This is a genomic window from Streptomyces scabichelini, from assembly GCF_011045015.1.
In the GTDB taxonomy this organism is placed as follows: domain Bacteria; phylum Actinomycetota; class Actinomycetes; order Streptomycetales; family Streptomycetaceae; genus Streptomyces; species Streptomyces scabichelini.
This window is the reverse complement of record NZ_JAAKZY010000153.1, coordinates 1-25242: the sequence shown is the minus strand read 5'-3', so window position 1 is coordinate 25242 and position 25242 is coordinate 1. Positions and strand designations below refer to the sequence as shown.

At 71.4% G+C, this 25242-nt stretch carries 19 protein-coding genes; 2 read left to right on the top strand and 17 right to left on the bottom strand.

Annotation, left to right across the window (positions count from 1 at the left end):
- Window positions 1–148: 148 nt before the first annotated feature.
- The 14 genes from G5C60_RS35325 to G5C60_RS35260 form a co-directional block, all read right to left on the bottom strand.
- Window positions 149–1168 (bottom strand): ADP-ribosylglycohydrolase family protein, encoded by a 1020-nt coding sequence (locus G5C60_RS35325; protein ID WP_165265474.1) that lies wholly within the window; start codon window positions 1166–1168, stop codon window positions 149–151.
- Window positions 1165–1908, bottom strand: a complete 744-nt coding sequence (locus G5C60_RS35320) for an NUDIX hydrolase (protein WP_165265472.1) — start codon at window positions 1906–1908, stop codon at window positions 1165–1167. The genes G5C60_RS35325 and G5C60_RS35320 overlap by 4 nt, the downstream gene beginning before the upstream one ends.
- Window positions 1909–1989: 81 nt before the next feature.
- Window positions 1990–3411, bottom strand: a complete 1422-nt coding sequence (locus G5C60_RS35315) for an MFS transporter (RefSeq protein ID WP_165265470.1) — start codon at window positions 3409–3411, stop codon at window positions 1990–1992.
- Between the two features lie 24 nt (window positions 3412–3435).
- Window positions 3436–4023 carry a TIGR03086 family metal-binding protein gene (locus G5C60_RS35310; protein WP_165265468.1) on the bottom strand — a complete coding sequence of 196 codons (588 nt, stop codon included), beginning with the start codon at window positions 4021–4023 and terminating at the stop codon, window positions 3436–3438.
- On the bottom strand, window positions 4020–4979 hold the full coding sequence (locus G5C60_RS35305; protein ID WP_165265466.1) for a sigma-70 family RNA polymerase sigma factor: 960 nt from the start codon (window positions 4977–4979) through the stop codon (window positions 4020–4022). Before G5C60_RS35305 ends, G5C60_RS35310 begins: the two co-directional genes overlap by 4 nt.
- A 121-nt stretch (window positions 4980–5100) precedes the next feature.
- Window positions 5101–6177 carry a pseudouridine synthase gene (locus G5C60_RS35300; RefSeq protein WP_165265464.1) on the bottom strand — a complete coding sequence of 359 codons (1077 nt, stop codon included), beginning with the start codon at window positions 6175–6177 and terminating at the stop codon, window positions 5101–5103.
- Window positions 6177–6827: an SMC-Scp complex subunit ScpB gene (scpB, locus tag G5C60_RS35295; protein WP_165265462.1), complete on the bottom strand. Its 651-nt coding sequence runs from the start codon at window positions 6825–6827 to the stop codon at window positions 6177–6179. Before scpB ends, G5C60_RS35300 begins: the two co-directional genes overlap by 1 nt.
- Entirely contained in the window at window positions 6824–8086 is a 1263-nt protein-coding gene (locus G5C60_RS35290) for a segregation and condensation protein A (protein ID WP_420907441.1), read from the bottom strand. Before G5C60_RS35290 ends, scpB begins: the two co-directional genes overlap by 4 nt.
- Window positions 8087–8818: 732 nt before the next feature.
- Complete coding sequence (locus G5C60_RS35285; protein ID WP_165265458.1) at window positions 8819–9409, bottom strand: hypothetical protein; 591 nt, start codon at window positions 9407–9409, stop codon at window positions 8819–8821.
- Entirely contained in the window at window positions 9394–10521 is a 1128-nt protein-coding gene (locus G5C60_RS35280) for a ParA family protein (protein ID WP_165265456.1), read from the bottom strand. Before G5C60_RS35280 ends, G5C60_RS35285 begins: the two co-directional genes overlap by 16 nt.
- Window positions 10522–10922: 401 nt before the next feature.
- Complete coding sequence (ald, locus tag G5C60_RS35275; RefSeq protein ID WP_338146026.1) at window positions 10923–12047, bottom strand: alanine dehydrogenase; 1125 nt, start codon at window positions 12045–12047, stop codon at window positions 10923–10925.
- Between the two features lie 148 nt (window positions 12048–12195).
- Window positions 12196–14322 carry a tetratricopeptide repeat protein gene (locus G5C60_RS35270; protein WP_165265454.1) on the bottom strand — a complete coding sequence of 709 codons (2127 nt, stop codon included), beginning with the start codon at window positions 14320–14322 and terminating at the stop codon, window positions 12196–12198.
- A gap of 296 nt (window positions 14323–14618) precedes the next feature.
- A complete protein-coding gene (locus G5C60_RS35265; RefSeq protein ID WP_165265452.1) occupies window positions 14619–15245 on the bottom strand; it encodes an NUDIX domain-containing protein in 627 nt (208 codons plus the stop codon).
- Window positions 15246–15328: 83 nt separating this feature from the next.
- Window positions 15329–16996, bottom strand: coding sequence for a CTP synthase (locus G5C60_RS35260; protein ID WP_165265450.1), 1668 nt, complete (start codon window positions 16994–16996; stop codon window positions 15329–15331).
- Between the two features lie 477 nt (window positions 16997–17473).
- On the opposite strand from G5C60_RS35260, the gene G5C60_RS35255 reads away from it, so the two are divergent.
- Complete coding sequence (locus G5C60_RS35255; protein ID WP_165265480.1) at window positions 17474–19282, top strand: glycoside hydrolase family 15 protein; 1809 nt, start codon at window positions 17474–17476, stop codon at window positions 19280–19282.
- A gap of 41 nt (window positions 19283–19323) precedes the next feature.
- A complete protein-coding gene (locus G5C60_RS35250) occupies window positions 19324–20976 on the top strand; it encodes a PucR family transcriptional regulator (RefSeq protein WP_165265448.1) in 1653 nt (550 codons plus the stop codon).
- Between the two features lie 22 nt (window positions 20977–20998).
- Here G5C60_RS35250 and G5C60_RS35245 read toward each other — a convergent pair whose 3' ends face one another.
- From G5C60_RS35245 to recN, 3 genes are all read right to left on the bottom strand, one after another.
- Window positions 20999–22138, bottom strand: coding sequence for a glycosyltransferase (locus G5C60_RS35245; protein ID WP_165265446.1), 1140 nt, complete (start codon window positions 22136–22138; stop codon window positions 20999–21001).
- A 287-nt stretch (window positions 22139–22425) separates the two neighbouring features.
- On the bottom strand, window positions 22426–23187 hold the full coding sequence (locus tag G5C60_RS35240) for a hypothetical protein (protein ID WP_165265478.1): 762 nt from the start codon (window positions 23185–23187) through the stop codon (window positions 22426–22428).
- A 121-nt stretch (window positions 23188–23308) separates the two neighbouring features.
- A complete protein-coding gene (gene recN / locus G5C60_RS35235) occupies window positions 23309–25027 on the bottom strand; it encodes a DNA repair protein RecN (protein WP_165265476.1) in 1719 nt (572 codons plus the stop codon).
- Window positions 25028–25242: the final 215 nt, after the last annotated feature.

Sequence of the window (25242 nt, the reverse complement as noted above, 5' to 3'; positions counted from 1 at the left end):
GAGCGGGTAGTTGGGGGTGCGGGCCTTTTCGGGGTACGGGCAGGCGCAGGCTTTTGCTTTTCAGGGGCGCGGGGAACTGCGCGACCAGCCACAACGGACCCGCACCCGAAAACGAACCCAAACCGCCCAACCGCCGGAGGCAACCGGCTCAGGAGTCCCAGAGTGCTCCCAGGGTCATGAGGTCACCCCGGTACTCGATCCTGTCGGCCCACTCCGTGGGCCATGCGTCCGCCCCGATGTACGCCCCGGCGAACGCGCCCGCCAGGCAGGCGATCGAGTCGGAGTCGCCCGAGGTGCAGGCCGCTCGGCGTAGTGCCGTGAGGGGTTCGTCGAGGAAGAGAAGGAAGCAGAGCAGGCCGGTGGCGAGGGCCTCTTCGGCGATCCAGCCCTCGCCGGTGGCCAGGCACGGGTCCGTCTCCGGTGAGGGCGAGCGCAGGGCTGTCTGAAGCCGGTCCAGGATCTCCAGGCACTCGTCCCAGCCCCGCGCGATGAAGTCCGCGGGTGTCGGGTCCTGGCTTCGGGTCCAGAGGTCGCCGAGCCAGCGGTCGTGGTACTGGGTGCGGTTCTCGTACGCGTACGAGCGCAGCAGTCCGACGAGCCCGGTCGGCTCGGTGCCCTCCGCGAGCAGCCGTACCGCGTGCGCGGTCAGTTCGGACGCGGCCAGCGCCGTGGGGTGGCCGTGCGTGAGCGCGGACTGCAACTGGGCGGCGCCCGCGCGCTGTTCGTCGCTCAGGCCGGGGACAAGGCCGATGGGCGCGACGCGCATGTTGGCGCCGCAGCCCTTGGAGTGGATCTGGCTGGCCTCCTGCCAGGGCCGGTCCGCGCGCTCCAGCAGACCGCAGGCCCTGATGCAGGTGTTGCCCGGAGCCCGGTTGTTCTCCGGAGAGCGGTTCCAGGCGATGAACTCCTGCCGTACGGCCTCGGCCATCCCCTCGGGTTCGAGCACTCCGCGGTCCATCGCCGTCCTGAGCCCCCGCCCCAACGCCAGCGTCATCTGTGTGTCGTCGGTGACGATCGCCGGCGTCGGCAGCTCCATCTCCCGCCACGGCCCGAATTTGGCGAGGATCGACGGCACGTCGTTGAACTCGGTCGGGAAGCCGAGCGCGTCCCCGAGGGCGAGACCGGTGAGGGCTCCGGTGGCGGCTTGCTTCCTGACGGTGGTGGTCATGCGGGGTGTCCTTCCCGGGACGGTCGGAGCAGAGGTGGGTGGAGGGTGGTGGCCGTGCCCGCGCGGTACAGCGCAGCGGGTTTGCCCCGGCCGCCGGTCAGGCGCGCGGCGCCGGGGATCGGTTCGACGAAGCCGGGCGTGGTGAGGACCTTGCGCCGGAAGTTGGGCCGGTCCAGCGCGGTGCCCCACACCGTCTCGTAGACCTGATGGAGCTCCCCGAGCGTGAACTCGGGCGGGCAGAAGGCCGTGGCGAGACAGGTGTACTCGAGCTTGGCGCCGACCCGGTCGTGGGCATCGGCGAGGATCCGTTCGTGGTCGAAGGCGAGCGGTCCGAGCCCGTCGTACGGCAGCCATTGGGCGCGTGCCGCGTCTCCGCCGCCGTGGGGCTCCGGAGCGTCGGGCAGCAGCGCGGTGTACGCGACGGAGACGACCCGCATCCGGGGGTCGCGGTCCGGCTCGCTGTACGTCCGCAGCTGCTCCAGGTGCAGCCCGGAGACGTCCGACAGGCCGGTCTCCTCGGCGAGTTCGCGCCGGGCGGCCGTCTCCGCGGACTCGTCGGGCAGGACGAAGCCGCCGGGCAGTGCCCAGCGGCCCGCGTACGGTTCCTGTCCGCGCTCGATCAGCAGCACCTGGAGTGCGGCCGCCCGGATCGTGAACACCGCGAGATCGACGGTGACGGCGAAGGGTTCGAAGGCGTACTTGTCGTAGCCCTCGGGTGCGGTGCCCGCTGCTGGTGTCATGCCCGCCTACCTCCTTAATAGTCACTTGGACTATAAAGGGGTGAGCGAGCTGTGGCAACCCCTCAGCTCGCGTGCATGACCTCAACTCCCGTGCTTCGACGGTGCGAGCGATGCCACCACCGCGCCGGCGGCCGAGACCGCCGCCGAGACCCACAGCGCGGGGGCGCATCCGTCGATGAAGGTCTCCGCCGAGTCGTAGCTCCCGTACCCGACGAACACGGCCGCGGCGACGGCGACTCCGAAGACCCCGCCCAGCTCGCGCAGCGCGTTGTTGACGCCCGACGCGACGCCCACATCAGCGGGCGGCACCGACGCGCTCACGGCGTTCGCGACGGTGGGGAAGACCATGGAGATGCCGATTCCGGCGATGATCAGCGGCGCGACCAGGCGGTCGTAGCCGACCCCGGGTTCCACCTGCCAGGCCATCAGCCCGAGTCCCACGGCCTGGAGGGCGAGGCCCGTCAGCATGAAGGGCCGGTTCCCGAACCGGTCCGCGAGCGCGCCCGCGACCGGCGCGACGAGCAGTGGCGTACCGGTCCACACCAGAATCCGCAGGCCCGCCTCCAGCGGGGTGTTGCCCAGGCCGACCTGGAAGAGCTGCGAGATCATGAACAGCGCGCCGAGCAGTGACATGAACATCAGGAAGACGGCGCCGTTGGCGGTGGAGAAGCCACGCCGCCGGAAGTGCTCGAGCGGCAGCATCGGGTACCGCGCCCCCGACTTCTCCCAGCCGAGGAAGGCCGCCACGAACACGATCCCGGCGGCCAGGGCGCCCAGCACCTCGACGCTCCCCCAGCCGGCCTCCGGCGCCCGCACCGGTGCCCAGGCGAGCCCGGTCAGGCCCACGGCCGCCAACACCAGCCCGATGATGTCGAGTTGGGGCCGCGGGCCGTAACTCTCGCGCAGCTTCATCGCGGCGAGCGGAAGCATCACAAGGCCCAGGGGCACGTTCAGCCAGAAGATCCACTGCCAGGACAGACCATCCGTGACAGCCCCGCCGAGGACCGGCCCGGCGGCCACCCCGAGCCCACTCACACCACCCCACAGGCCGATCGCCACACCCCGCTTCTCGGCCGGGAACGCCTCGCTGATCAACGTCAGCGTGAGAGGCAGGAGTACGGCCGCTCCGGCGCCCTGGACCGCCCGTGCGGCGATCAGCGCCCCGGCGCCGCCGGCGAGCGCGGCCCAGGCGGAGGCCAGGGTGAAGACGGCGAGCCCGACGACGTACATCCGCCGCCGCCCGAACCGGTCGCCGAGCGCCGCGCCCGTCAGGGTCAGACAGGCGAAGACGAGGTTGTACGCGTTGATCGTCCATTCCAGCTGGGACAGGCTCGCCCCGAAGTCGGCCTGCAGCGCGGGCAGCGCGGTGGCGACGACCACCACGTCCAGCGCGCACAGGAGCGCCCCCAGCCCGGCGAGGACCACCGTCCAGACGCGCCGTGGAGGCGCGGCACCGGGTGGCTTGCGGGTGGGGGCGAGCAGGGTTTCTGCAATGTCAGCCATGAGAAATAAGCCCTTCCGTGAGAGTCACTCACGGAAGGCAGACCGGCCCCGCCCCGAAAAGGAATCGCGTCCGAGGAACGCGACGAGCCGGTCGGAGGCACCGGCCCGGGGCAGCACGCCCACCGGCTCGGCGAAGCGCACTCCCCGGTCCCCGTCCGCGACCACGCATCGCGCCACGGACAGCAGCTCGGCCGCGAGCGCGGACGGAATCGGCCGCGGCCGGCCGCAGGCCTGCGCCACGTCCCAGCCGTGCACGGCGATCTCGACGGCGCCGGTGGCGGCCATCACACGGACGTCCAGCGGCCGGTCTCCCACGGTCACAGAGCGCCCCTCCCCGGGCGACAGGGCCACCCAGGCGCCGAGCAGCGCGCAGGCACGCCGCCGGAAGTCGCACGCGGGATCCGCGCGGCCCCCCGCATCCGGGAAGAGCCCGATCCGCCCGCCCGTCAGCCCCTCGTGCAGTGCGTCGAGGCCGTCGTCGAGATGGTGGAGCAACTCCTCCAGGTCCCACCGCGCGCACGGCGTGGCCCGCCGCAGACTCCCTGGTGCCACGGCGGCGACACTCCCCAGCGCGTACGCGAGCGAACGCTCCAGCAGCTCCCCGGAGTTCATGACAGCACCTCGGGCATCCCGAAGAGCCCGGCCAGCCGCTCTTCCAGGAAGACGGTGATCCGCGTGATCTCCCTGTCCTCGACGGTGAGCACCTGCACGGAGTGCGCCCGGTACATCTCGTCCGCACCGCGCTTGTACGCCACCACGGCCGGCTGCCCGTTCGCCCGCGTGGGGACCATACGCAGATATCCCTTCTCGTGCTCGAGCGCCTCCAGGAACCGCATGACGTCCTTCCTCCCGCTGAACCACTCCAGGTAGGGCGGCATCTCCAGCTCGACGCCTTCCTGGAGCAGCCCGAGCAGCGCGTCCATGTCGGCGTGCTCGAAGGCCGCCACGTACCGGTCGAGCAGGTCACGGTCGCCCGTGCTGTCCGGCTCCGCAAGCAGGTCCTCGTCCGGCGCCACTTCGTCGAGCCGGGCACGCGCGCGTTGGAGGCTGCTTTTCACGGCCGCCGTCGACATCCCGAGCAGGGCGGCCACCTCGGGCGCCCGCCAGGCGAGCACGTCCCTGAGGATGAGCACGGTCCGCTGCCGCGCGGGCAGGTTCTGCAGCGCGGCGACGAGCGCGAGCCGCAGGCTGCCGCGCGCCGCGACGACGCTCGCCGGGTCGACGAGCGTGTCGGGCACGGGCTGGAGCCACGGGATGTCCGTCGGAGGGGGCCTCAACGGCTCCTCAGGCGCGTCTCCCGGCCCGCCGAGCCCGGAAGGCAGCGGACGTCGTTCACGACCCTCCAGCGCCGTCAGGCACGTATTGGTGGCGATCCGGTAGAGCCAGGTCCGCAAGGAAGCGCGGCCCTCGTATCCGTCGTACGACCGCCAGGCCCGCAGATACGTCTCCTGCACCAGGTCCTCGGCGTCGTCGACCGACCCGAGTATCCGGTAGCAGTGCGCCAGCAGTTCGCGCCGGTACATCCCCGTCAGCCGTACGAACTCGTCGCGATCCGTCGTCACAGCCATAACCCGCTCCCTTCATTCACGGGTACAGACCGGCGGAGCGGCGAAAACGCATCGGCCGGTCCCGGACGAATTCCGGAACCGGCCGTCGCACGCGGCGAGTACAGGGCGAGTACAGGGGGACCTACAGGTCGACCTCGCGCATCAGCATCCCGACCTCCGTGTTCGACAGGCGGCGCAGCCAGCCCGACTTCTGGTCGCCGAGCGTGATCGGCCCGAAGGCGACGCGCACGAGCTTGTCGACGGGGAAGCCGGCCTCGGCGAGCATGCGGCGCACGATGTGCTTACGGCCTTCGTGGAGAGTGACCTCTACGAGGTAGTTCTTGCCGGTCTGCTGGACGACGCGGAAGTGGTCCGCGCGCGCGTACCCGTCCTCCAGCTGGATGCCGTCCTTGAGTTGCTTGCCCAGGTCGCGCGGGATCGGGCCCACGATGTGCGCGAGGTAGGTCTTCTTGACGCCGTACTTGGGGTGGGTCAGCCGGTTGGCCAGCTCGCCGTGGTTGGTGAGCAGGATGACGCCCTCGGTCTCGGTGTCGAGCCGTCCCACGTGGAAGAGCCGCGTCTCACGGTTGGTGACGTAGTCGCCGAGGCACTGGCGCCCCTCCGGGTCCTCCATCGTCGAGACGACACCGGCGGGCTTGTTCAGCGCGAAGAACTGGTACGCCTGCGTCGCGACCGTCAGCCCGTCGACCTTGATCTCGTCCTTCTCCGGGTCGACGCGCAGCCCCTGCTCGAGCACGATCTCGCCGTTGACCTCGACCCGGGCCTGCTCGATCAGCTCCTCGCAGGCGCGCCGCGAACCGTATCCCGCGCGCGCGAGGACCTTCTGCAGCCGCTCGCCCTCCTGCTCGGCGCCCGGGAAGGTCTTCGGGGGCTTGACGTCCTTCTTCTCCGCGTACCGGTCGCGGTTGCGCTCCTCGACCCGCGTCTCGAACTCGCGAGAGCGCGCGGGGGCCGTACGACCGCGCCCGCCGCCCTGCTGTCCCTTCTTCGGAGCGCCCTTGGCCCCGCCGCGCGCGGAGCTGCCGCGCCCGGACTTGGGGCCCTCCTTGCTGGCGTCCGGGCCCACGTCGTAGCGGCGCTCCTCGGGGCGGGGCTTGCGAGGGCGGCCCTGCTCCTGCCCCTGCTTCTGGTCCCTGCTGTTGCCGGCGCCGCGGTAGTTACCGCGCCCGCCACTCTTGCCGCTGCCGCTGCTTCGCATCAAAGTTCCGTCGTCGTGTCGTCATCGGGGTCCGGTGCATCCGGATCGAACGACGGTACGCCTTCCTGCGTCTCGGCCTCGATCGCCTCCGCCTCGGGGAGGAAGGGCGCGAGCTCCGGAAGCTCGTCCAGGCCGCGCAGGCCCATCCGCTCCAGGAAGTAGTTCGTCGTCCTGTACAGGATCGCACCTGTTTCGGGTTCCGTGCCCGCCTCCTCGACCAGACCGCGCTGGAGAAGGGTGCGCATCACGCCGTCGCAGTTCACTCCTCGTACGGCCGAGACGCGGGAACGGCTGACCGGCTGGCGGTACGCCACGACCGCGAGCGTCTCCAGAGCCGCCTGTGTGAGCCGGGCCTGCTGCCCGTCCAGGGCGAAGCGCTCGACGGCTGCCGCGTACTCGGGCCGGGTGTAGAACCGCCAGCCGCCCGCGACGAGCCGCAGCTCGAAGCCGCGCCCCTGGACGGTGTACTCGTCGGCCAGCGCGCGCAGCGCGTCCGCGATCTGCCGCCGCGGCCGCTCCAGGATCTTGGCAAGGTGCTCCTCGGTCGCGGGCTCGTCCACGACCATGAGTACGGCCTCCAGGGCGGGCCTGAGGTCGAGGTCCGCGACGCTGCGCAGCCCTGCCGGGGCCTCGGTGGTGTCCTCGCTCACACCTTCTCCTCCTTGGCTTCCTCGGGGGGCGGCTCCGGGGGCCTGTCGAACTCGTCCGTGACCGTGGGCGTCTCATCGCCCTCCCCGCCGGTCCAGCGCACCAGCAGCTCCCCCAGCGCCTCCTCCTGGTCGAGCGCGACGGCCTTCTCGCGGTACAGCTCCAGCAGGGCCAGGAACCGGGCCACGACGGTCAGTGTGTCGTCGGTGTCCTCGACCAGCACGCGGAACGGGGCCTCACCGAGTTCCCTGAGCCTTGCCACGACGATCCCCGCCTGCTCCTGCACGCTCACCAGCGGGGCGTGGATGTGGTCGACGTACACCTGCGGCTTGGGCTTGGGCTGCATCGCCTTCACAGCGAGCTTCGCGAATCCCTCCGGGCCGATACGGATGACGACCTCGGGCAACAACTCGGCGTGATGCGGCTCCAGTCCGACGGTACGGGGATACCGGCGGGCCTCCTCCTCGAGACGCCCGCTGAAGATCTCGGCGATCTGTTTGTACGCGCGGTACTGCAACAGCCGCGCGAACAGCAGATCCCGCGCTTCGAGCAGAGCCAGATCCGCTTCGTCCTCCACCTCGGCGGACGGCAGCAGCCGAGCGGCCTTGAGGTCGAGCAGCGTGGCGGCCACCACAAGAAACTCGGTCGTCTGATCAAGATCCCAGTCCGGCCCCATGCCCCGGATATGCGCCATGAACTCATCGGTGACCTTGGAGAGCGCCACCTCGGTCACGTCCAACTTGTGCTTCGAGATCAACTGAAGCAACAGATCAAAGGGCCCTTCAAAGTTCACAAGCCGCACTTTGAAGATGCCGTCATCGGGCTCGGCGGCTTCACCCGACGCGGCGGCCTCAGCGGGCGCGCCGGGTTCGGCGTGACCGGTGGACGCGGCAGGCGCGTCAGGCGCGGAGGATTCAGCGTGACCGGTGGACGCGGCAGGCGCGTCAGGCGCGAAGGGTTCAGCGTGACCGGTGGACGCGGCAGGCGCGTCAGGCGCGAAGGGTTCAGCGGGTTCGCCGGACGGGGCGTGCGCGGAGGCTGCGGCGGGATCGGCGGGTCCAGCGGCCTCAGCGGGCCCGAAAGGCTCAGCAAGCTCGCCAGGAGCAGCTGCGTCAGCGAATACGCCAGACGCGGCGGCTTCAAGAGGATCGGCGGACGCGACCGACTCAGCGGGCCCGAGAGGCTCAGCAAGCTCGCCAGGCACAACTGCCTCAGCGAATACGCCAGACGCGGCAGCGTCAACGGGATCGGTGGACGGCACGGACTCAGTGGCCCCGAGAGGTTCAGCAAGCTCGCCAGGTGCAACTGCCTCACCAGATACGCCAGACGCGGCGGCCTGGGCGGGATCGGCGGGATCGGCGGACGCGACTGCCTCAGCCGACGCGGCAGGTTCGCCTGGCTCACCGGACGCGGCCGACGCGGTGGCTTCGGCGGCACCCACACGCTCGGCGGCATCGGCACGCTCGGCGGCACCGGCCGCCTTCACGCCGGCGGCAGGCTCGGCGAACCCGCCGGCTTCCGTGGGACCGGCAGACACGGTGGCCGCTCCGGATTCGGCGGCTTCGGCAGCGCCGGGCGCGGGCCGCAGCGATGCCGCCCTGGACGCGGGCGCGGCGAGAGCCTCGGAGTCGGCAGACGCCTCCGGCCGGGCAGCGGGGGGTGCGTCGCTACCCCCGCCGACGCCTTCCGCGGCCTCAGCAGCGGGCGGTGCGTCGTCCTCATCCACGCCGGCGTGCCCTTCGGGCCCGGCAGCGGGCGCCCCGCGGTCCGCAGTCGAAGGACCGTCCCCGCCCGGCGACTCGCTCCCCGCCGCAGGCGGTGCGGACTCCGCCGCAGGCGGCTCGACCGGGGCCGGAGGCACAGGTGCCTCGACCTCAGCCGGAGGCACGGGCGGCGGCGCGGCCCCGGGCCCGCGCCCCAGCGCACGCCGACGACCGGCAGAGCCGGAGGCAGAGGCGTCGTTCGAGGGGGACATCAGGCCCGAAGGCTACCGCTACCGCCCACGCAACCGCCGTACGAGGATGCTGGCATCTCCCCGCGACTCAAGATCCGCGAGCACAACGGCGACAGCCTCACGCACAATCCGCCCGCGATCCACCGCGAGCCCATGCTCCCCGCGCAGTACCAGCCGGGCGTGCTCGAGATCCATGAGCTCCTCGGCGGACACGTACACCGTGATCTTCTCGTCGTGCCGCTCACGCCCGCTGGGCCGCCGCGCGGCAGCACGGCCGCGCTTGCGTGGCTGGGCGGCGGCAGAACCTTCCTGCGCCCCCTGCCGTCGCGCGGAGCGCTCCGCGCCCGCGGCGCGACTACGGGACTCCCCGGCATCGGCGGACTCGGAGTCCGCGGCCACGTGCTCGGCCCCTTCACCGTCCCCGCCCTGCGCGGGCACGGCTTGTGGCGCGTCCTCCCCGGACCCGGAACCGGATCCAGAGCCGGAGGCAGCCGCATCGCCCTCGCCCGCCGGAGCCGGCACCCGGGCCTCACCGTTGGCCTGGCGCCTGGGGCTGGACGACTGCAGCGCCATTCCCCCTGTCGTACGGAACAGTTCGTCGGCCCCCGGCAGACTCACTCGGCGTGACACCGGGCGAGCACCTCCCTGGCGAGCTGGCGATAGGCGGCGGCACCGACGGAGTTGGAGGCGTACGTGGTGATCGGCTCACCGGCGACCGTGGTCTCCGGGAAGCGGACCGTGCGCCCGATGACCGTGTGGTAGACGTGATCGTCGAAGGCCTCGACGACACGCGCGAGCACCTCGCGGCTGTGCACCGTGCGCGAGTCGTACATCGTGGCGAGGATGCCGTCGAGCTCCAGCTCGGGGTTGAGCCGCTCCTGGACCTTCTCGATGGTCTCGGTGAGCAGCGCGACACCACGGAGGGCGAAGAACTCGCACTCCAGCGGCACGATCACCTTGTGGGCGGCCGTCAGGGCGTTCACGGTGAGCAGGCCGAGCGAGGGCTGGCAGTCGATCACGATGTAGTCGTAGTCGGCCATCAGCGGCTTCAGCGCCCGCTGCAGCGTGGACTCGCGCGCGACCTCGGAGACGAGCTGCACCTCGGCGGCCGACAGGTCGATATTGCTGGGCAGCAGGTCCATGTTCGGGACCGCGGTCTTCAGGAGGACCTCGTCGGCCGCCATGCCCCGCTCCATGAGCAGGTTGTAGACGGTGAGGTCGAGCTCCATCGGATTGACGCCGAGGCCGACCGAGAGCGCGCCCTGCGGGTCGAAGTCGACGAGCAGGACCCGGCGTCCGTACTCCGCGAGCGCGGCGCCCAGGTTGATGGTCGACGTCGTCTTGCCGACGCCGCCCTTCTGGTTGCACATCGCGATGATCTTCGCGGGTCCGTGATCGGTCAGCGGGCCCGGAATCGGGAAGTACGGCAGCGGACGCCCGGTCGGGCCGATGCGCTCACGACGCTGCCGGGCCGCGTCGGGCGCGAGCGTGGCCGCGTACTCCGGATCGGGCTCGTATTCGGCGTCGGGGTCGTAGAAGTGCCCCTCGGGCAGGTCGTCGTAGTCGGCGAAGTGGGTGCGGTTCTCGCCACTTCCGTTGCCGGCCATGGCGTTCACGTGATGGCCATCCATGCTCTGGTGGACTGTCTGAGTCATGCGCGGACTCTGGTGGGCTGCGAAGGTGCGCACCGCTACGGAGCCGACAGCCTCGAGCCCCGTGGGCCTCGGGCCCTGCGCAGGCATTCCTGGTTGACCACCCCCGGGAGTAAATGTCGACTCATTCACAAGTCGTCTTACCTCCTTGGTGACCAGGAAACTTCTAGATAGGTCAGCGTGGCACCATGCCGACGGTTGGCGACTCTATGGCGTGTCACCGGTCCGCAGCAACACAATCCGCCGGACCCGGCCCGATGTGTCGGCAACGGAACACCCCTCTGTCAAGGGCGTAAGGGCGTCGCACGGCAGGTTTCACGGGTGTGCGAAACGGTTGAAGGGTTACGTTCGAGGCGAGTTGAGCGAGTCTCGCAAAGTGACTCGACACACATGCGGCCGGGCCTTGCCCCGCAAGGTCCGGCCGGGTGCGCGTCGTTGACGACTCGTGTTGACGTATCGCCTTTTGTCGGCGGAGAGATGGGCCGACAGGGTCAGCCGAGCAGGGCCTCCAGCTCCGTGTGCGCGAGGCCGTGCGCCTCTGCGACCTCGCGGTAAACCACCTTGCCGTCATGGGTGTTGAGGCCCTTGGCGAGTGCGGGATCGCGGCGCAGCGCCTCGACCCAGCCACGGTTCGCGAGCTCCACGATGTACGGGAGCGTGGCGTTGGTGAGCGCGTACGTCGACGTGTTCGGCACCGCGCCGGGCATGTTGGCAACGCAGTAGAAGACCGAGTTGTGGACCGGGAAGGTCGGCTCGGCGTGGGTCGTCGGACGCGAGTCCTCGAAGCAACCGCCTTGATCAATCGCGATGTCGACAAGAACACTTCCCGGCTTCATCCGCGAGACGAGCTCGTTGGTCACCAGCTTCGGCGCCTTGGCGCCCGGGATGAGGACGGCACCGATGACGAGGTCGGCGTCCAGGCAGGCCTTCTCGAGTTCGAAGGCGTTGGAGACGACGGTCTGGATCTTCGTACCGAAGACCTTGTCCGCCTCCTTGAGCTTGTTGATGTCCTTGTCGAGCAGGGTCACGTGGAAACCCATGCCGATGGCGATCTGCGCGGCGTTCCAGCCGGAGACACCGCCGCCGATGACGACGGCCCGGCCGGCCAGTACGCCCGGGACACCGCCCGGCAGCACACCGCGGCCGCCGTTGGCGCGCATCAGGTGGTAGGCGCCGACCTGCGGGGCGAGGCGGCCCGCGACCTCGGACATCGGCGCGAGCAGCGGCAGCGCCCGGCCGGGCAGCTCGACCGTCTCGTACGCGATCGCCGTGGCGCCGGACTCCAGGAGCGCGTCCGTGCACTCCTTGGACGCGGCCAGGTGCAGATACGTGAAGAGGATCTGGTCCTTGCGGAGGCGGTGGTACTCCTCGGCGATCGGCTCCTTGACCTTCAGCAGCAGGTCGGCGGAGGCCCACACCTCGTCCGCGGTGCCGAGGATCTGCGCACCGGCGGCGACGAACTCGTCGTCCGTGATCGAGGAGCCGACGCCGGCGCCCTGCTCGATGACGACCTCGTGGCCGTGGCGCACCAGCTCGTGCACACCGGCGGGGGTGATGGCCACCCGGAACTCGTTGTTCTTGACCTCGCGGGGGATGCCGACCTTCACGTCGATCACGGTCCTTGGCTCAGGGGTTGTGGGGTAACGCATGCCCGGACGATGCCAGACATACCCGGATGCACGGGAGCACACCGGAAGACACCGCGAAAGAACGCAGTGGAGCCAGTCTAATGAAGGGATTCCCCGTGTCTAGCCTTTCAATGCTTCAATCTTCTGCGGATGTACTACGGATTTCGTAGGCGTTAGCGTCGTGTTCCCTGGCGGACACGTCCTCCGGGAGCTCGTCTCCCAGCATGCGCTCGGCCGCGCCGCGGTGCAGCCGGGCGGCCGCGGGGTCGCCGAGCCGCTCCAGGGTGTCGGCGAGCCGGAGCTGCAGCGCGGCCCGCAGCCGTACGTCCTCGGCGCGGCGCGCCCACTCGACCGCCTCCTGGCAGATGTGCAGCGACTCCTCGAGACGGCCCGCGTACTCCTGCACCCGTGCCATCTCGCTCAACGCCCTTGCCTGGCCCGCCACATCGCCGTTCCTGCGGTGGCCGGTGACCGCCGAGCGCCAGCTGCGCAGCGCCTCGCCGTAGCGGCCCGCGTAGGTGTGCGCGGTGGCGATGCGGCCGTGCAGCCGGGCCGCGTCCACGCGCTCGTCGCGCGCGAGCCTCTGCGCGAGCGCCCGCCCGTACCAGTCGGCGGCCCGGTCGTAGTCCCCCAGTTCCTGGTGGGCACCGCCCACGGATTCCATCGCGCGGCCGGTCGCATACGGATCGCGGGCTTCCCGTCCGGCGTCGAGCGCGGCGCGGTAGCGGGCAAGCGCCTCGCTCGTACGCCCGGTCTGGGCGTCCAGGTCCGCGAGGTTCAGCAGCGCGGCGGCCCTCTCGCGGGGCAGGTTCCGCCGCTCGGCGACGTCGAGGACAAGCCGGTGGATGCCGTACAACTCGGGCGCCGCCGCCCGCGTACCGAAGTGGGCGACCATCGCCCGCACCAGCGCGGCCATCAGGCGGCGGGCCAGCGTGTCCAGTTCCCCGTCCGCGACCGCGAGCCGGGCGGAGGCCAGCAGCGCGGGCTGCCGGATGCGCAGCCAGTCAGCGGCCGCGCGGGGGTTCGGAAAGCGCAGGGCGCGGGGCATCCCGGCGAGCTTCTCGCGGGCGGGCGAACTGTCGGTCTCGGTGATCGCGCGGCAGGACGCCAGCAGCCGCACGGTCCGCTCCAGCATCCGGGCGCGGGCCAGCTGCAGCTCGGCCGGGCGGTCCTCACTCTCGGTGAGCGAGCGCAGCAGCGGCAGCAGACAGCCGGGCACCTCGTACTGCGGCAGCGGCGACTCGACGGGCCGTACGAGGCCGAGCGCGGCGAAGTCGTCGAGGGTGCTCTGGGCCGCGCCCACCGAGCAGCCGGCCAGCGCGGACGCGGTGTGCGGGTCGACGAGGCCCGCGGGCGCGAGCGAGAGCAGGCGCAGCATCCGTGCGCGGGCCGAGGGCAGTCCGGCGTACACGAGGCGGAAGACGCGGGCGAGTGCCGGGCCTTCGTCACCCTCCGTGCGCAGCTGCTTGGCGAGGTCGGCGACGGCTGCCTTCGGCCGGTGCGCAAGCCAGCCGCCGGCGAGCATGAGGGCGGCGGGCTGGCCGGCGCAGGCCTCGACTAGTTCTTCGGCGGCGCGCGGGTCGACGGTGATGCGCACCGAGCCGGTGTACGGGCCGAGGAGTTCGACGCCGGACTTGGTGTCCAGGCCCCCGAGGGTGCACGGGCGTACGTCGGAGATCCCGGTCAGGGGCCCGCCGGACACGGCGACGACCAGGCACTCGGGGGTTTCGGGGAGGAGTACGTCGACCTGTTCCGCGTCCGCCGCGTCGTCGAGCAGGAGCAGCGTCCTGCGGGTGGCGAGAGCCTCACGCAGCGCCTCGGCGAGGTCGTCCTCGGCGGCTCCGGGCGGTGCGGTCAGCTCCAGGGCGGCGAGCAGGTCGCGGGCGGTGCGCTCGGTGGGTACCGGTGTGCCGTCGGGTTCGGTGAGCCGGGCGCGCAGCACACCGTCGGGGTAACTGTCCGCGACCTGCCGTACGAGCTCTTCGGCGAGCGCCGTACGGCCGTAGCCGGGCTTGCCCGCGATGAGCAGCACACGCGCGCGTGGCGCCTTGCGGCCCGAGAGAGTGTCCAGACCGGCGCGCTCGATATCGGCCCGGAGTTCCTTCAACTCTCTTGCGCGGCCGAGGAACTGACGCTTCGTACTCTTCGTGGGCCGGAGTCCCTCCGCTCGGGCGAAGTCGGGAGTGGGGGAGGACGCGGCAGCCGGGCGCTGCTCCTTGGCCGGCACCTTCGTACCGTCCGTGTCCACCGCCTGATCCGTCACGGGCCACACTCCCGTCCCACCGCACGCGCAAGCCCGCCGGGAGTCCGGACGGGCGCCTTCAGAGCCTAGTTCACGCTCTGCGACGATCCCGGCGGACCACGGCGGACACGTCCCCCGATCGGATCAGCCGATCGTCACATCGGCGGCAGCGGCCTTACTTAAGCCCGGTGCGGTACCGCGGCGCCCCGTAAGGGGCGCGGGGCGGTGTCGATATGCGGCTCCGCCGCGTGGGCGCGACCAGCCCCCACCGGCCCGCAGATTCATCACCGTTCTCCAGCGGAGCGCCTAGGTGGGGCTCACACCTCGAACGGCCGCGCAGGCCACGGCGCCTCGGCGGGGCGCAGCGCGTCGAGGCCCTCGCCGTTCTGGGCCGCGACCAGCGAAAGGACGCCCACGACAAGGCAGTTGTTGTGCAGCTCACCGGCGAGCACACCACGGACGAGCTCCTCGACCGGGACCCGCGAGAGCTCCATGTCGGCCTCTTCGTCCTCGACCTCGAAGCGCTGTCCCTCGGCCTCGGACAGATCGCGGGCGAGGAAGATCCGTACGGCCTCGTCGCAGCCGCCCGGCGTCGTGTACACGTCGGTGAGCACACGCCAGTCCTCGGCCTTGATGTGGGCCTCTTCGTAGAGCTCGCGCTGGGCGGCGGTCAGCGGGTTCTCGCCGGGGATGTCGAGCAGTCCGGCGGGGATCTCCCACAGCTTCTGGCGTACGGGGTGCCGGTACTGGCGGATGACCAGGACACGGCCCTGGTCGTCGAGGGCGAGGACCGCCACCGAACCGGGGTGGACCTGATAGTCGCGGCGGACGACCGTCCCGCCGGGCATGACCACGTCGTCCGTGCGTACGGAGGTCTTGTTCCCCGTGAACGGGGTCTCGGTCGCCCTGACCTCCCACTCCTCGGGGGTGTCCTTGATGGTCATGTCGACTTGTCCTCCCACGTACACATAAAAACCGGGGCACGCACCTCAAAAGATGCGCACCCCGGCAACGGTACAACCTTGTGTTACTTGCCCGTCTTCCGCTCCACCGCGGCCTTGACCAGGCCCGCGAACAACGGGTGCGGACGCGTCGGGCGCGAGCGCAGCTCGGGGTGCGCCTGGGTCGCGACCAGGTAAGGGTGAACCTCGCGCGGGTACTCCAGGTACTCCACGAGCTTGCCGTCCGGAGACGTGCCGGAGAACAGCAGACCGGCCTTCTTCTCCAGCTCGGTGCGGTAGGAGTTGTTCACCTCGTAGCGGTGGCGGTGGCGCTCCTCGACGTACTCCTTGCCGCCGTACACCTCACGGACGAGCGAGCCCTCGGCGAGCTTGGCCGGGTACATGCCCAGGCGCATCGTGCCGCCCATGTCGCCCTCGCCGGCGACGATGTCGAGCTGCTCGGCCATGGTGGAGATGACCGGGTGGCCGGTCGCGGCGTCGAACTCCGTGGAGTTGGCGTCCGCGATGTCGGCGAGATTGCGCGCGGCCTCGATCACGATGCACTGCAGGCCGAGACACAGGCCGAGGAGCGGGATCTTGTTCTCGCGGGCGTACTGGATGGCGCCGACCTTGCCGGAGACACCGCGGTCGCCGAAGCCGCCGGGGATGCAGATCGCGTCGACGTCGGAGAGCTGCTCCGCCGCACCCGCCGGGGTCTTGCAGTCGTCCGAGGTGACCCACTTGATCTTCACGCGCGCCTTGTTGGCGAAGCCGCCCGCACGCAGCGCCTCGGTCACGGACAGATAGGCGTCGGGCAGGTCGATGTACTTGCCGACCAGCGCGAGGTTGATCTCGTGCCGGGGGTTGTGGACCCGGTCGAGCAGGTCGTCCCAGATCGTCCAGTCCACGTCGCGGAAGGCGAGGTCCAGCTTGCGGACGACGTACGCGTCCAGGCCCTCGGTGTGCAGCACCTTGGGGATGTCGTAGATCGACTTGGCGTCGATGGCGGCGACCACGGCCGCCTCGTCGACGTCGCACATCAGCGAGATCTTGCGCTTGATCGCGGTGGGCACATCGCGGTCGGCGCGCAGCACGATCGCGTCCGGCTGAATACCGATATTGCGCAAAGCCGCAACCGAGTGCTGGGTCGGCTTCGTCTTCAGCTCTCCCGACGGACCGATGTAGGGAAGGAGCGAGATATGGACGACGAAGACGTTGTCGCGGCCGACCTCGTGTCGGACCTGGCGGACGGTCTCCAGGAACGGCAGCGACTCGATGTCGCCGACCGTGCCGCCGACCTCCGTGATCACGACGTCGACGTCGTCCGTGGCCATGCGCCGGATGCGGTGCTTGATCTCGTTCGTGATGTGCGGGATGACCTGCACGGTGTCGCCCAGGTACTCGCCGCGCCGCTCCTTGGCGATGACCGTCGAGTACACCTGGCCGGTGGTGATGTTGGCGGAGCCGTCCAGGTCCACGTCGAGGAAACGCTCGTAGTGGCCGATGTCCAGGTCCGTCTCGGCGCCGTCGTTGGTGACGAACACCTCACCGTGCTGGAACGGGTTCATGGTGCCCGGGTCGACGTTCAGATACGGGTCGAGCTTCTGCATCGTGACCCGCAGACCCCGCGCCTTGAGCAACGCGCCCAGGCTGGACGCGGTCAGGCCCTTGCCGAGGGAGGAGGCGACACCCCCGGTGACGAAGATGTGCTTGGTCGTCGTGGCTGTGCTGCTTCTGAAAGCGGCGGGCGGCATGGCCAAGAGGGGGCTCCCGTGGTCGCGGTTCGGAGTGCGGGCCGGCTGCCTGACCCGGGCATTTCGGGAGGTGCCGTCGCTGCGGTTCGGGGGACCCCTCGCGTCAGTTTTTGCTTCGGGGGCGCCCACCGGTCCACGGGCTACCAGGGTATCAGCGACAGGACGAGGCCGCTTCCGGCCACGCTCCGTACACGGATCGACACGGGCCAGTGGTGCTCACTCGTCCGGCGCACGCGGGTTGCGGGGAGGGGCGCGCGGATCATCAGCGTGCGTCGTATCCTGCTCGGACGATCGCTGCCGAGCCCGGCCGAACAACGGCACCACCCCGCCCGTATTCCCGGACAAAGAGCTCGTCAGTTCGTTCCGCAACGACAATCACTGCGACCATTGACGTTACGCAACGACGTGTAATGACACGTTCCCTTGACCGCAAAGAGCAACCGCCCCTCGGGGGGCGACGTGGCCGTTCGACTGGAGATGCACGTGGCCGGGCGCATCGAAGACTACGCACTTATCGGAGACATGCAGACCGCTGCGCTGGTCTGCAGGGACGGCACGGTGGACTGGCTGTGCCTGCCCCGCTTCGACTCCCACGCCGTCTTCGCCGGACTGCTCGGCACCGAGGAGCACGGCTTCTGGCGCCTCGGCCCGGCCCACTCGGCGGACGCCGAACCGCCCAGAGCGGTCCGCCGCGGCTACCGCGGCGACTCCCTGGTCCTCGAATCCGAGTGGGATACCCCACGTGGAACGGTCCGTGTGACCGATTTCATGCCCCCTCGTGACGGCGCACCCCAGCTGGTGCGCATCGTCGAGGGCGTCTCGGGCCGGGTGCCGATGCGCTCCGCGCTGCGGATGCGTTTCTCGTACGGCCGTGTCGTGCCCTGGGTGCACAAGCACGAGGGGCGGACGGTGGCCGTGGCCGGGCCCGACTCCGTGTGGTTCGACACGACGGCCGAGACCTACGGCAAGTCGCTGACCACGTACGCGGACTTCACGGTGGCGCCGGGCGACCGGATCGCGTTCACCATCTCCTGGCAGCCCTCGCACAAGGAGCCGCCCGCGCTGCCCGAGCCGGAGCAGGCCCTGGAGGCCACCGAGGACTTCTGGCGCGAGTGGGTGGAGCAGTGCACGTACCACGGGCCCTACCGTGAGGCCGTGGTCCGCTCCCTGATCACCCTGAAGGCGCTGACGTACGCGCCGACGGGCGGCATCGTCGCCGCGCCCACGACCTCGCTCCCGGAGGAGATCGGCGGCGTCCGCAACTGGGACTACCGCTACACCTGGCTGCGCGACGCGGCCATCACCCTCTCCTCTCTGCTGCGCACCGGCTACCGCGAGGAGGCGCGCGCCTGGCGCGAGTGGCTGCTGCGCGCGGTCGCGGGCGACCCCGAGAACCTGCAGATCATGTACGGCATCGCGGGCGAGCGGGAGCTGGGCGAGGCGGAGCTCGACTGGCTGCCCGGGTACGAGGACTCGGCACCCGTACGCGTCGGGAACGGCGCCGCTCACCAGCTCCAGCTGGATGTGTACGGCGAGGTCACCGAGGCCCTGCACCTGGCGCACATGACGGGTCTTGCCCGCAGCGACTACGCGGCTCTGCTGCAGCTCAAGCTGATCCGGTACCTGGAGGACCACTGGGACCAGCCGGACGAGGGCATCTGGGAGGTGCGGGGGCCGCGCCGGCACTTCGTGCACTCCAAGGTGATGGCCTGGGTCGCCGTCGACCGCACCATAAAGCTCATCGAGTCCGGTGACGCGGACGGTCCGCTGGAGAAGTGGCGCGAGCTGCGCGACGACATCCACCGGGACGTGTGTGAGAAGGGTTACGACAAGGAGCGCAACACCTTCACGCAGTCGTACGGCTCCAAGGAGCTGGACGCCTCGCTGCTGCTGATCCCGCAGATGGGTTTCCTGCCGCCCGACGACAAGCGGGTGATCGGCACGATCGAGGCCATCCAGCGGGAGCTGTCGACCGCGGACGGTTTCATCCTGCGCTACCCCACCGCCGGTGAGGACGCGGGCGTGGACGGCCTGGAGGGCGACGAGGGCGCGTTCCTCGCCTGCTCGTTCTGGATGGCGGACGACCTGGCGATGATCGGCCGCGTGGACGAGGCCCGCAAGCTCTTCGAGAAGCTGCTCGCCCTGCGCAACGACCTGGGGCTGCTCGCGGAGGAGTGGGACCCGCGCCTCCAGCGGCAGGTCGGGAACTTCCCGCAGGCGTTCAGTCACGTGCCCTTGATCGACACGGCACTGCGGCTGACGGCTTCGGGGGCGTACGGCGGCTGATCGCATGTCGCCGGACCGCGTGCGCCGGTAGCGTCCGCCTCATGGACAGCGGTAACGACACGCCGGACGCGCAGGGTGGCGGCATCACCGTGCGGCGGGCCCTGGAGCTGCCCGGGCTGCGCGGTGGGCTCCCGGAGGTCCTGGCGGGCGCCGACCGGCTGGAGCGCACCGTGCGCTGGGTGCACGCGGGTGAGGTGCCGCACATCGCCTCGCTGCTCAAGGGCGGCGAGCTGCTCCTGACCACGGGGTACGGGCTCGGAACCCGCCCGGCCGAGCAGCGGGCCTTCGTCCGTACCCTCGCCGAGCGCGGGATCGCGGCGCTCGTCGTGGAGCTCGGTCCGCGCTTCACACGGCTGCCCGCGGCGCTCGTCGACACGGCGCGCGCGGCCGGTCTGCCGCTGGTCCAGCTGCACCGCGAGGTGCCGTTCGTGGCGGTCACGGAGGAGGTGCACACCGAGATCGTCAACGGCCACTACGCGCTGCTCCAGCGGGCCGAGGAGGTGCACCGACGCTGCACGGAGGCGCTGCTCGGCGGGGGCGGGATCCCTCAAGTCCTCGGCATTCTGGCCGACTTCAGCGGCAACCCGGTGTTCCTGGAGACGGCGGACGGGCAGCTTCTGTACGCCGCCGGGGCCGGGCAGGCCGGAGCGGATCCGCTCCAGGTGTGGGAAGGCCTGCGCGGCCGGCACAAGGACGAGCCGCCTGCGGGGACGGTCCTCGTCGACGTGCCCGGCGGCGGACCTGGCGGCGTCCCCGGCACCGGCTCGGTCCGGGCGCGGCTGGTGCTCCTGCCCGTCGGCGCTCCGCTCGCGCCCGTGCACCGGATGGCGGCGGAGCGGGCCGCGGGCATCCTCGCCGTGGTGCTGATGCAGGCCCGCCAGGAGGAGGAGCTGGCGGCGCGCGGCCGCGGCGACTTCCTCACCGACCTCGCCGAGGGCCGCGTCACGGCCGAGGACGCGCCCGCGCAGGCCCGCGTGCTCGGCTTCAAGCCGGGCGACAGCACGCTGCTGCCGGTGGTGATGCGGCTGGCCGACGGTTTGTCCCCCGAAGGGGGAGGCTGGGCCGTCCTGGCGCGCGCGGTCGCCGAGGAGCTGGCCTCGGTGGGCATGCCGGTCCTGGTGGGCGTACGGCCCGTGGAGGGCCGCGTACCGCTCCTGCTGGGCCTGCGCGCGGAGTCCGAACGCCCGGCCGTCGCGGACCGGGTGGCGGCTGCGCTGCGGGCCGGGGTGGACCGCGCGGGCATGCTGCGGCCCGGGGCGCCGCCGCCGGTCGTGGTGGTCGGCGTGGCCGGAGGCTGGGCGGCCGCGTCGGCGGGTCTGCGGCACGCGGCCGAGACGGCGACGGCTGCGCAGGGGCTGTCCGACCGTCCCTGGTACGACGCCCGGCGCCTGGACATCGACCTGCTGCTGTGGCGCCTGCGGGACCACCCCGACCTGGCCGCCTTCGTGGACCGCGCGATCGGCCCCCTCCGGGCCCACGACAACCGCTCCAAGCCACCGCTCCTGCCCACCCTGGAGACGTACCTGGCCCACGCCGGCCGCAAGGCGGAGACGGCACGCGAGCTGCACCTCAACCGCCAGACGCTCTACAACCGCCTCGCCCGGATCGGGGAGTTGCTGGGGACGGACCTGGAAGACCCCCAGACGGTGCTGGCCTTGAGCCTGGCGCTGCGGGCACGCAGGCTGGTGGCGTAGTGCGCCAGGCCTGGCAACAGGCCTAGGGCAAGGGCATCGGCTTCGTCAACTCGTCGTAGACGCTGAGGACTTGGGCGACCGTCTCGTCCTCGGTCGGCCAGGAGGCGGTCTGGAGCGTGCCCTTGTCCTTCAGGGCCGCGCGCCGTTCCGGATTCCCGAGAAGGCGTACGACGGCTTCGGCGAGCGCTTCCGCGTCGCCGTGCGGGACGAGTTCGGCGGCGTCGCCGACCAGTTCGGGGATCCCGCCCGCTGCGGCGGCGACGAGCGGCACGCGCGCGTGGAGGGCTTCCTGGGCGAGCACGGAGCGCGATTCCCCGCCGCCGGGCAGCAGGGCGAGATCGGCGGCCGTCAGCAGCTCGCCGATGTCGTCACGCCTGCCGACGAGACGGACGGGCAGCCCTTCGTCCTCGATACGCCGCTGGAGTTCCCCGCGCAGCGGCCCTTCACCGGCGATCACGAGCAACGGCATGGGGTCGAGCCGCCGCCACGCGCGCGTGGCGTCCAGCAACGTGTCGTACCCCCGGTACCGCTCCAGGGAGCCGACGGCCATGAGCAACGGCCGGTCCGTGGAGCCGAGTTCGGCCCGGGCCTTCGGCCCCAGCCGGTCAGGGTCCTCGCCGCCGTCGGCAGGGGGCCGCGGACCCGGAAACGCGACCGCGGCGAGCCGCGCGTCCCGCGCCCCACTGCGACGGGCCCGGTCCACGAGGTCGGACGAGGACCCGAGGACCACCGACGCGGCCCTCGCGACCCGCCGCTCCAGCAGGCGCAGCAGATGCGCCCGCGCGCCCTCGGCGTGCGAGCGGCTGTGCCAGGTCACGACGAACGGAACGCGCCGCCCACTGAGCGCCATCGCCGCCCTCATCGCGGCATGAAGGCCATGCGCATGCACGAGATCGGCGTCCGCGCAGGCCGCCCGCAGCGCGGCCACGGCTGCCGGGTCACTGCGCCGCGGCACGTGCACATGCTGGGCCCCCACACCGCTGAAGTCGTACGTCCGGTCCGCCGCGGCCGGCGCGCACACGGTGACCCGCACGCCTCGTGCGACAAGCCCCGAAGCCAACGACCGCACATGCGTGCTGCTGCCCGCACTGCCACCACCGAGCACCTGCACGGTACGCAGCGACGACTGTCCGTGCGACGACTGGCTGCTCACGGGGGTCACGTGGCCGGGGCTCCTGGTTCGGCGTCGGGCGGTCACGAAGAAACGTACAGAGGAACGCGCTCTGGAAACGCGCCGTTGGGGTGTACCGCGCGTCGTCCCACACCTAAGGATGCCAGGGCGAGCGGGGGTTGCGGACCACGGGAGGGTCGGTGCGGCGGCGAGGTGGGGAGGATGTGACGGGGGTGGTCACCCACACGAGTGAGGGACCGAGGTTGTCCGAAGTCCGGTTCGCGCGCCCCGGGCCCGCCCCCTCGCGCCCGGTCCCGGTTCACGCCTCCTGCGTGTGTTCACGCCTCCTGCGCGTGCCCCAACGAGCGTGCGGCGTTGCTGACTTCGTCGCCGTACACGGCCGCGGCCACGAGAGCCGCGGCGTGCGCGAGAAGACCCGCGCGGCCGTTGCCGACGGCGATGGCCGCGCCGAGTGTGGCTCCCAGGGCGTGTGCTCCCGAGTCGCCGATCATCGCGCGCTCACCGAGGTCGTCGGGGAGTACGGCGGCCGCGGCCCCCATCGCCACGGCGGACAACTCCCCCGCGGGCCCGTTCCGCAGCAACCCGGGCGCCCCCAGCGCGAGCACGGCTCCTGCGGCCCTCCCCGGGCGTACATCGAGGAGATTGACGAAGTGGGCGGTCCCCGCGATCACCACTCCCGCCAGCAGTTTGTCGACCGGCCGCTCCTTGAGCAGCGCGCCCGCGACGAGCCCGGCGGCCGAGATCCCGAACAACTTGACCGCCCCGCTGGTCACTTCGCCGCTCCGCAGAGCGGAAAGGTGCGCCCGGAATCCCCGACGTGAGTCATCTGCACCGGCCACGTCGTCGTACGCCCCGCACGCCCCGGCCGCGAGCACCGCGAACCCCGCGGCGGGATGGACGCCCCCTGTCCCGAGCACGGCCGCCCCGGCCGCAGCGGGCCCGGCGTACAGCTCGACGGTCCGGCCTGCGTAGTTCTTCCGCGTCCAACGCTCGCGTCCGCCCGGGGGCTTCGAACGCAGGGCTGCGACGCCCACGCGGGTGGCCACGGCGGCGAGACCGAACGAGGCACCCTTCGACATACGCGTGATCACCCAACCACCCTATGGGTCCGCGGAACGGGTCAGGACCCGCCCGCTGAACGGCGTGCGGCCACCATCCCCGCCCCTGCCCCCGTCCCTGTCTCTGCCCCTGTCGGCGGAGCTACACGTCCCCCCGAGCCGTCGCCAGCAACTCCTCCGCATGGGCCCGGGCCGTCTCCGAGTCCTCCTGGCCCGCCAGCATGCGGGAGAGTTCGCGGATACGGTCCTCGCCCTCCAGGGCCTTCACACCCGACCGTGTGACCGAGCCCTCGTTGGTCTTCTCGACGAGCAGCTGACGGTCGGCGAAGGCGGCGACCTGGGGAAGATGGGTGACGACGACGACCTGGGCGGTCTTGGCGAGGCGGGCGAGACGGCGGCCGATCTCGACCGCGGCCTTGCCGCCGACGCCCGCGTCGACCTCGTCGAAGAGGTACGTGGGCACCGGATCCGTACCCGCGAACACGACCTCGACCGCCAGCATGACGCGGGACAGCTCACCGCCGGACGCGCCCTTGGCGATGGGCCGCGGCGGCGCCCCCGGGTGAGGGGCGAGAAGCAGCTCGACCTCGTCGACACCGGCGGGCCCGTACGCGACCGTCCGGCCGCCCACCTCTACGCCGTCGGGATCCTCCGTCTGCCGGATCGCGAACGACACGCGCGCGTGCGGCATGGCGAGCGAGGCGAGCTCGGCGGTCACGGCGGCGGCGAACCGCTCGGCGGCCTCCGCGCGGGCGTCCGTCAAGGCCTGCGCCAGCCCGCCCAGTTCAGCCCGCAACGCGTCCCGCTCGGCGGTGAGCTCGCCGATCCTGTCGTCGTCGCCCTCCAACTCCATCAGCCGCGTGGCACCCTGCTCGGCCCAGGCCAGTACGGCACTCACGTCCTCGCCGTACTTGCGCGTCAGTGCGGTGAGCGCGGCCCGCCGCTCCTCGACCGCCGCGAGCCGCAGCGGATCGGCGTCGAGATCGTCGGCGTACCCCGCCAGCTCCCCCGCCACATCGCCCAGCAGAATCCCGATCTCCCCGATCCGGTCGGCGAGCGCGGCCAGCGCGGAGTCATGGGAACGCACCGCCTCCAGGGCCCGGTGCGCGCCCGCGACGAGCGTGGCGGCGTCGATGCCCTCGGGGTCCTCGGGGTTGCCCGCAAGGGCCGCATGCGCCGCCGTGGCGGCGGAGGCCAGCGCCTCCGCGTGCCCGAGCCGTTCGGCCTCGGCCGCCAGCTCGACGTCCTCGCCCGCCCGCGGCTCCACGGCCGCGACCTCGTCGAGCCCGTAGCGCAGCATGTCGGCTTCCTGGACACGTTCACGCGCGCGCGTGGTGATTTCGTCCAGCTCGGTCGAGATGGCGCGCAGCCGACGGTAGGCGCCCGCGTACTTGGCGAGCGGCACGGCGACCGCGTCCCCCGCGTACCGGTCGAGCGCCTGCCGCTGCCGGGACAGCTTGAGCAGTCCCTGCTGGTCGGTCTGACCGTGTACGGCGACAAGCTCGTCGGCGAGTTCGGCGAGCACCCCCACGGGCACGGAACGCCCGCCCAGATGCGCCCGGGAACGCCCTTCGGCGGACACGGTACGGCTGATCAACAGCGCCCCGTCGTCGAGCTCGGCCCCCGCCTCCTCGGCCCGCAGCACCGCCGAGGCACCCTCGGGAACGGTGATCCGTCCCTCCACCACCGCGTTCTTGGCGCCGATCCGCACGAGTGCCGCGTCCGCGCGCCCGCCCAGCAGCAGCCCGAGGCTGGTGACCACCATCGTCTTGCCCGCACCGGTCTCACCCGTCACGGCGGTGAAGCCGGGCGACAACTCGACGACAGCGTCGTCGATGACTCCGAGCGACCGTATCCGCATCTCCTCCAACACGGACACGACCTTACGAGGTCAGGGGCCCGTGTGCGACGCCCCCCTGACTTCATTGCGTGAAGGCGCAGGCATTTAGGGGCGCGGGGAACTGCGCGACCAGCCACAACGCACCCGCAGCGAACATACGAACCCCAGGGGGCCTGGGGGCGCAGCCCCCCCCAGGCCCCCTGGGGTTCGTATGTTCGCTGCGGGTGCGTTGTGGC

What these genes read in the sequence shown, in the direction of transcription:
- G5C60_RS35325 (WP_165265474.1), bottom strand. Translation starts at nt 1,168, where the DNA reads ATGACCACCACCGTCAGGAAGCAAGCCGCCACCGGAGCCCTCACCGGT.
- G5C60_RS35265 (WP_165265452.1), bottom strand. Translation starts at nt 15,245, where the DNA reads ATGACCATCAAGGACACCCCCGAGGAGTGGGAGGTCAGGGCGACCGAG.
- G5C60_RS35250 (WP_165265448.1), top strand. Translation starts at nt 19,324, where the DNA reads ATGGACAGCGGTAACGACACGCCGGACGCGCAGGGTGGCGGCATCACC.
- recN (WP_165265476.1), bottom strand. Translation starts at nt 25,027, where the DNA reads ATGCGGATACGGTCGCTCGGAGTCATCGACGACGCTGTCGTCGAGTTG.
- G5C60_RS35315 (WP_165265470.1), bottom strand. Translation starts at nt 3,411, where the DNA reads ATGGCTGACATTGCAGAAACCCTGCTCGCCCCCACCCGCAAGCCACCC.
- G5C60_RS35310 (WP_165265468.1), bottom strand. Translation starts at nt 4,023, where the DNA reads ATGAACTCCGGGGAGCTGCTGGAGCGTTCGCTCGCGTACGCGCTGGGG.
- G5C60_RS35300 (WP_165265464.1), bottom strand. Translation starts at nt 6,177, where the DNA reads ATGCGAAGCAGCGGCAGCGGCAAGAGTGGCGGGCGCGGTAACTACCGC.
- G5C60_RS35320 (WP_165265472.1), bottom strand. Translation starts at nt 1,908, where the DNA reads ATGACACCAGCAGCGGGCACCGCACCCGAGGGCTACGACAAGTACGCC.
- G5C60_RS35240 (WP_165265478.1), bottom strand. Translation starts at nt 23,187, where the DNA reads ATGTCGAAGGGTGCCTCGTTCGGTCTCGCCGCCGTGGCCACCCGCGTG.
- G5C60_RS35255 (WP_165265480.1), top strand. Translation starts at nt 17,474, where the DNA reads ATGCACGTGGCCGGGCGCATCGAAGACTACGCACTTATCGGAGACATG.
- G5C60_RS35260 (WP_165265450.1), bottom strand. Translation starts at nt 16,996, where the DNA reads ATGCCGCCCGCCGCTTTCAGAAGCAGCACAGCCACGACGACCAAGCAC.
- G5C60_RS35305 (WP_165265466.1), bottom strand. Translation starts at nt 4,979, where the DNA reads ATGGCTGTGACGACGGATCGCGACGAGTTCGTACGGCTGACGGGGATG.
- G5C60_RS35280 (WP_165265456.1), bottom strand. Translation starts at nt 10,521, where the DNA reads ATGCCTGCGCAGGGCCCGAGGCCCACGGGGCTCGAGGCTGTCGGCTCC.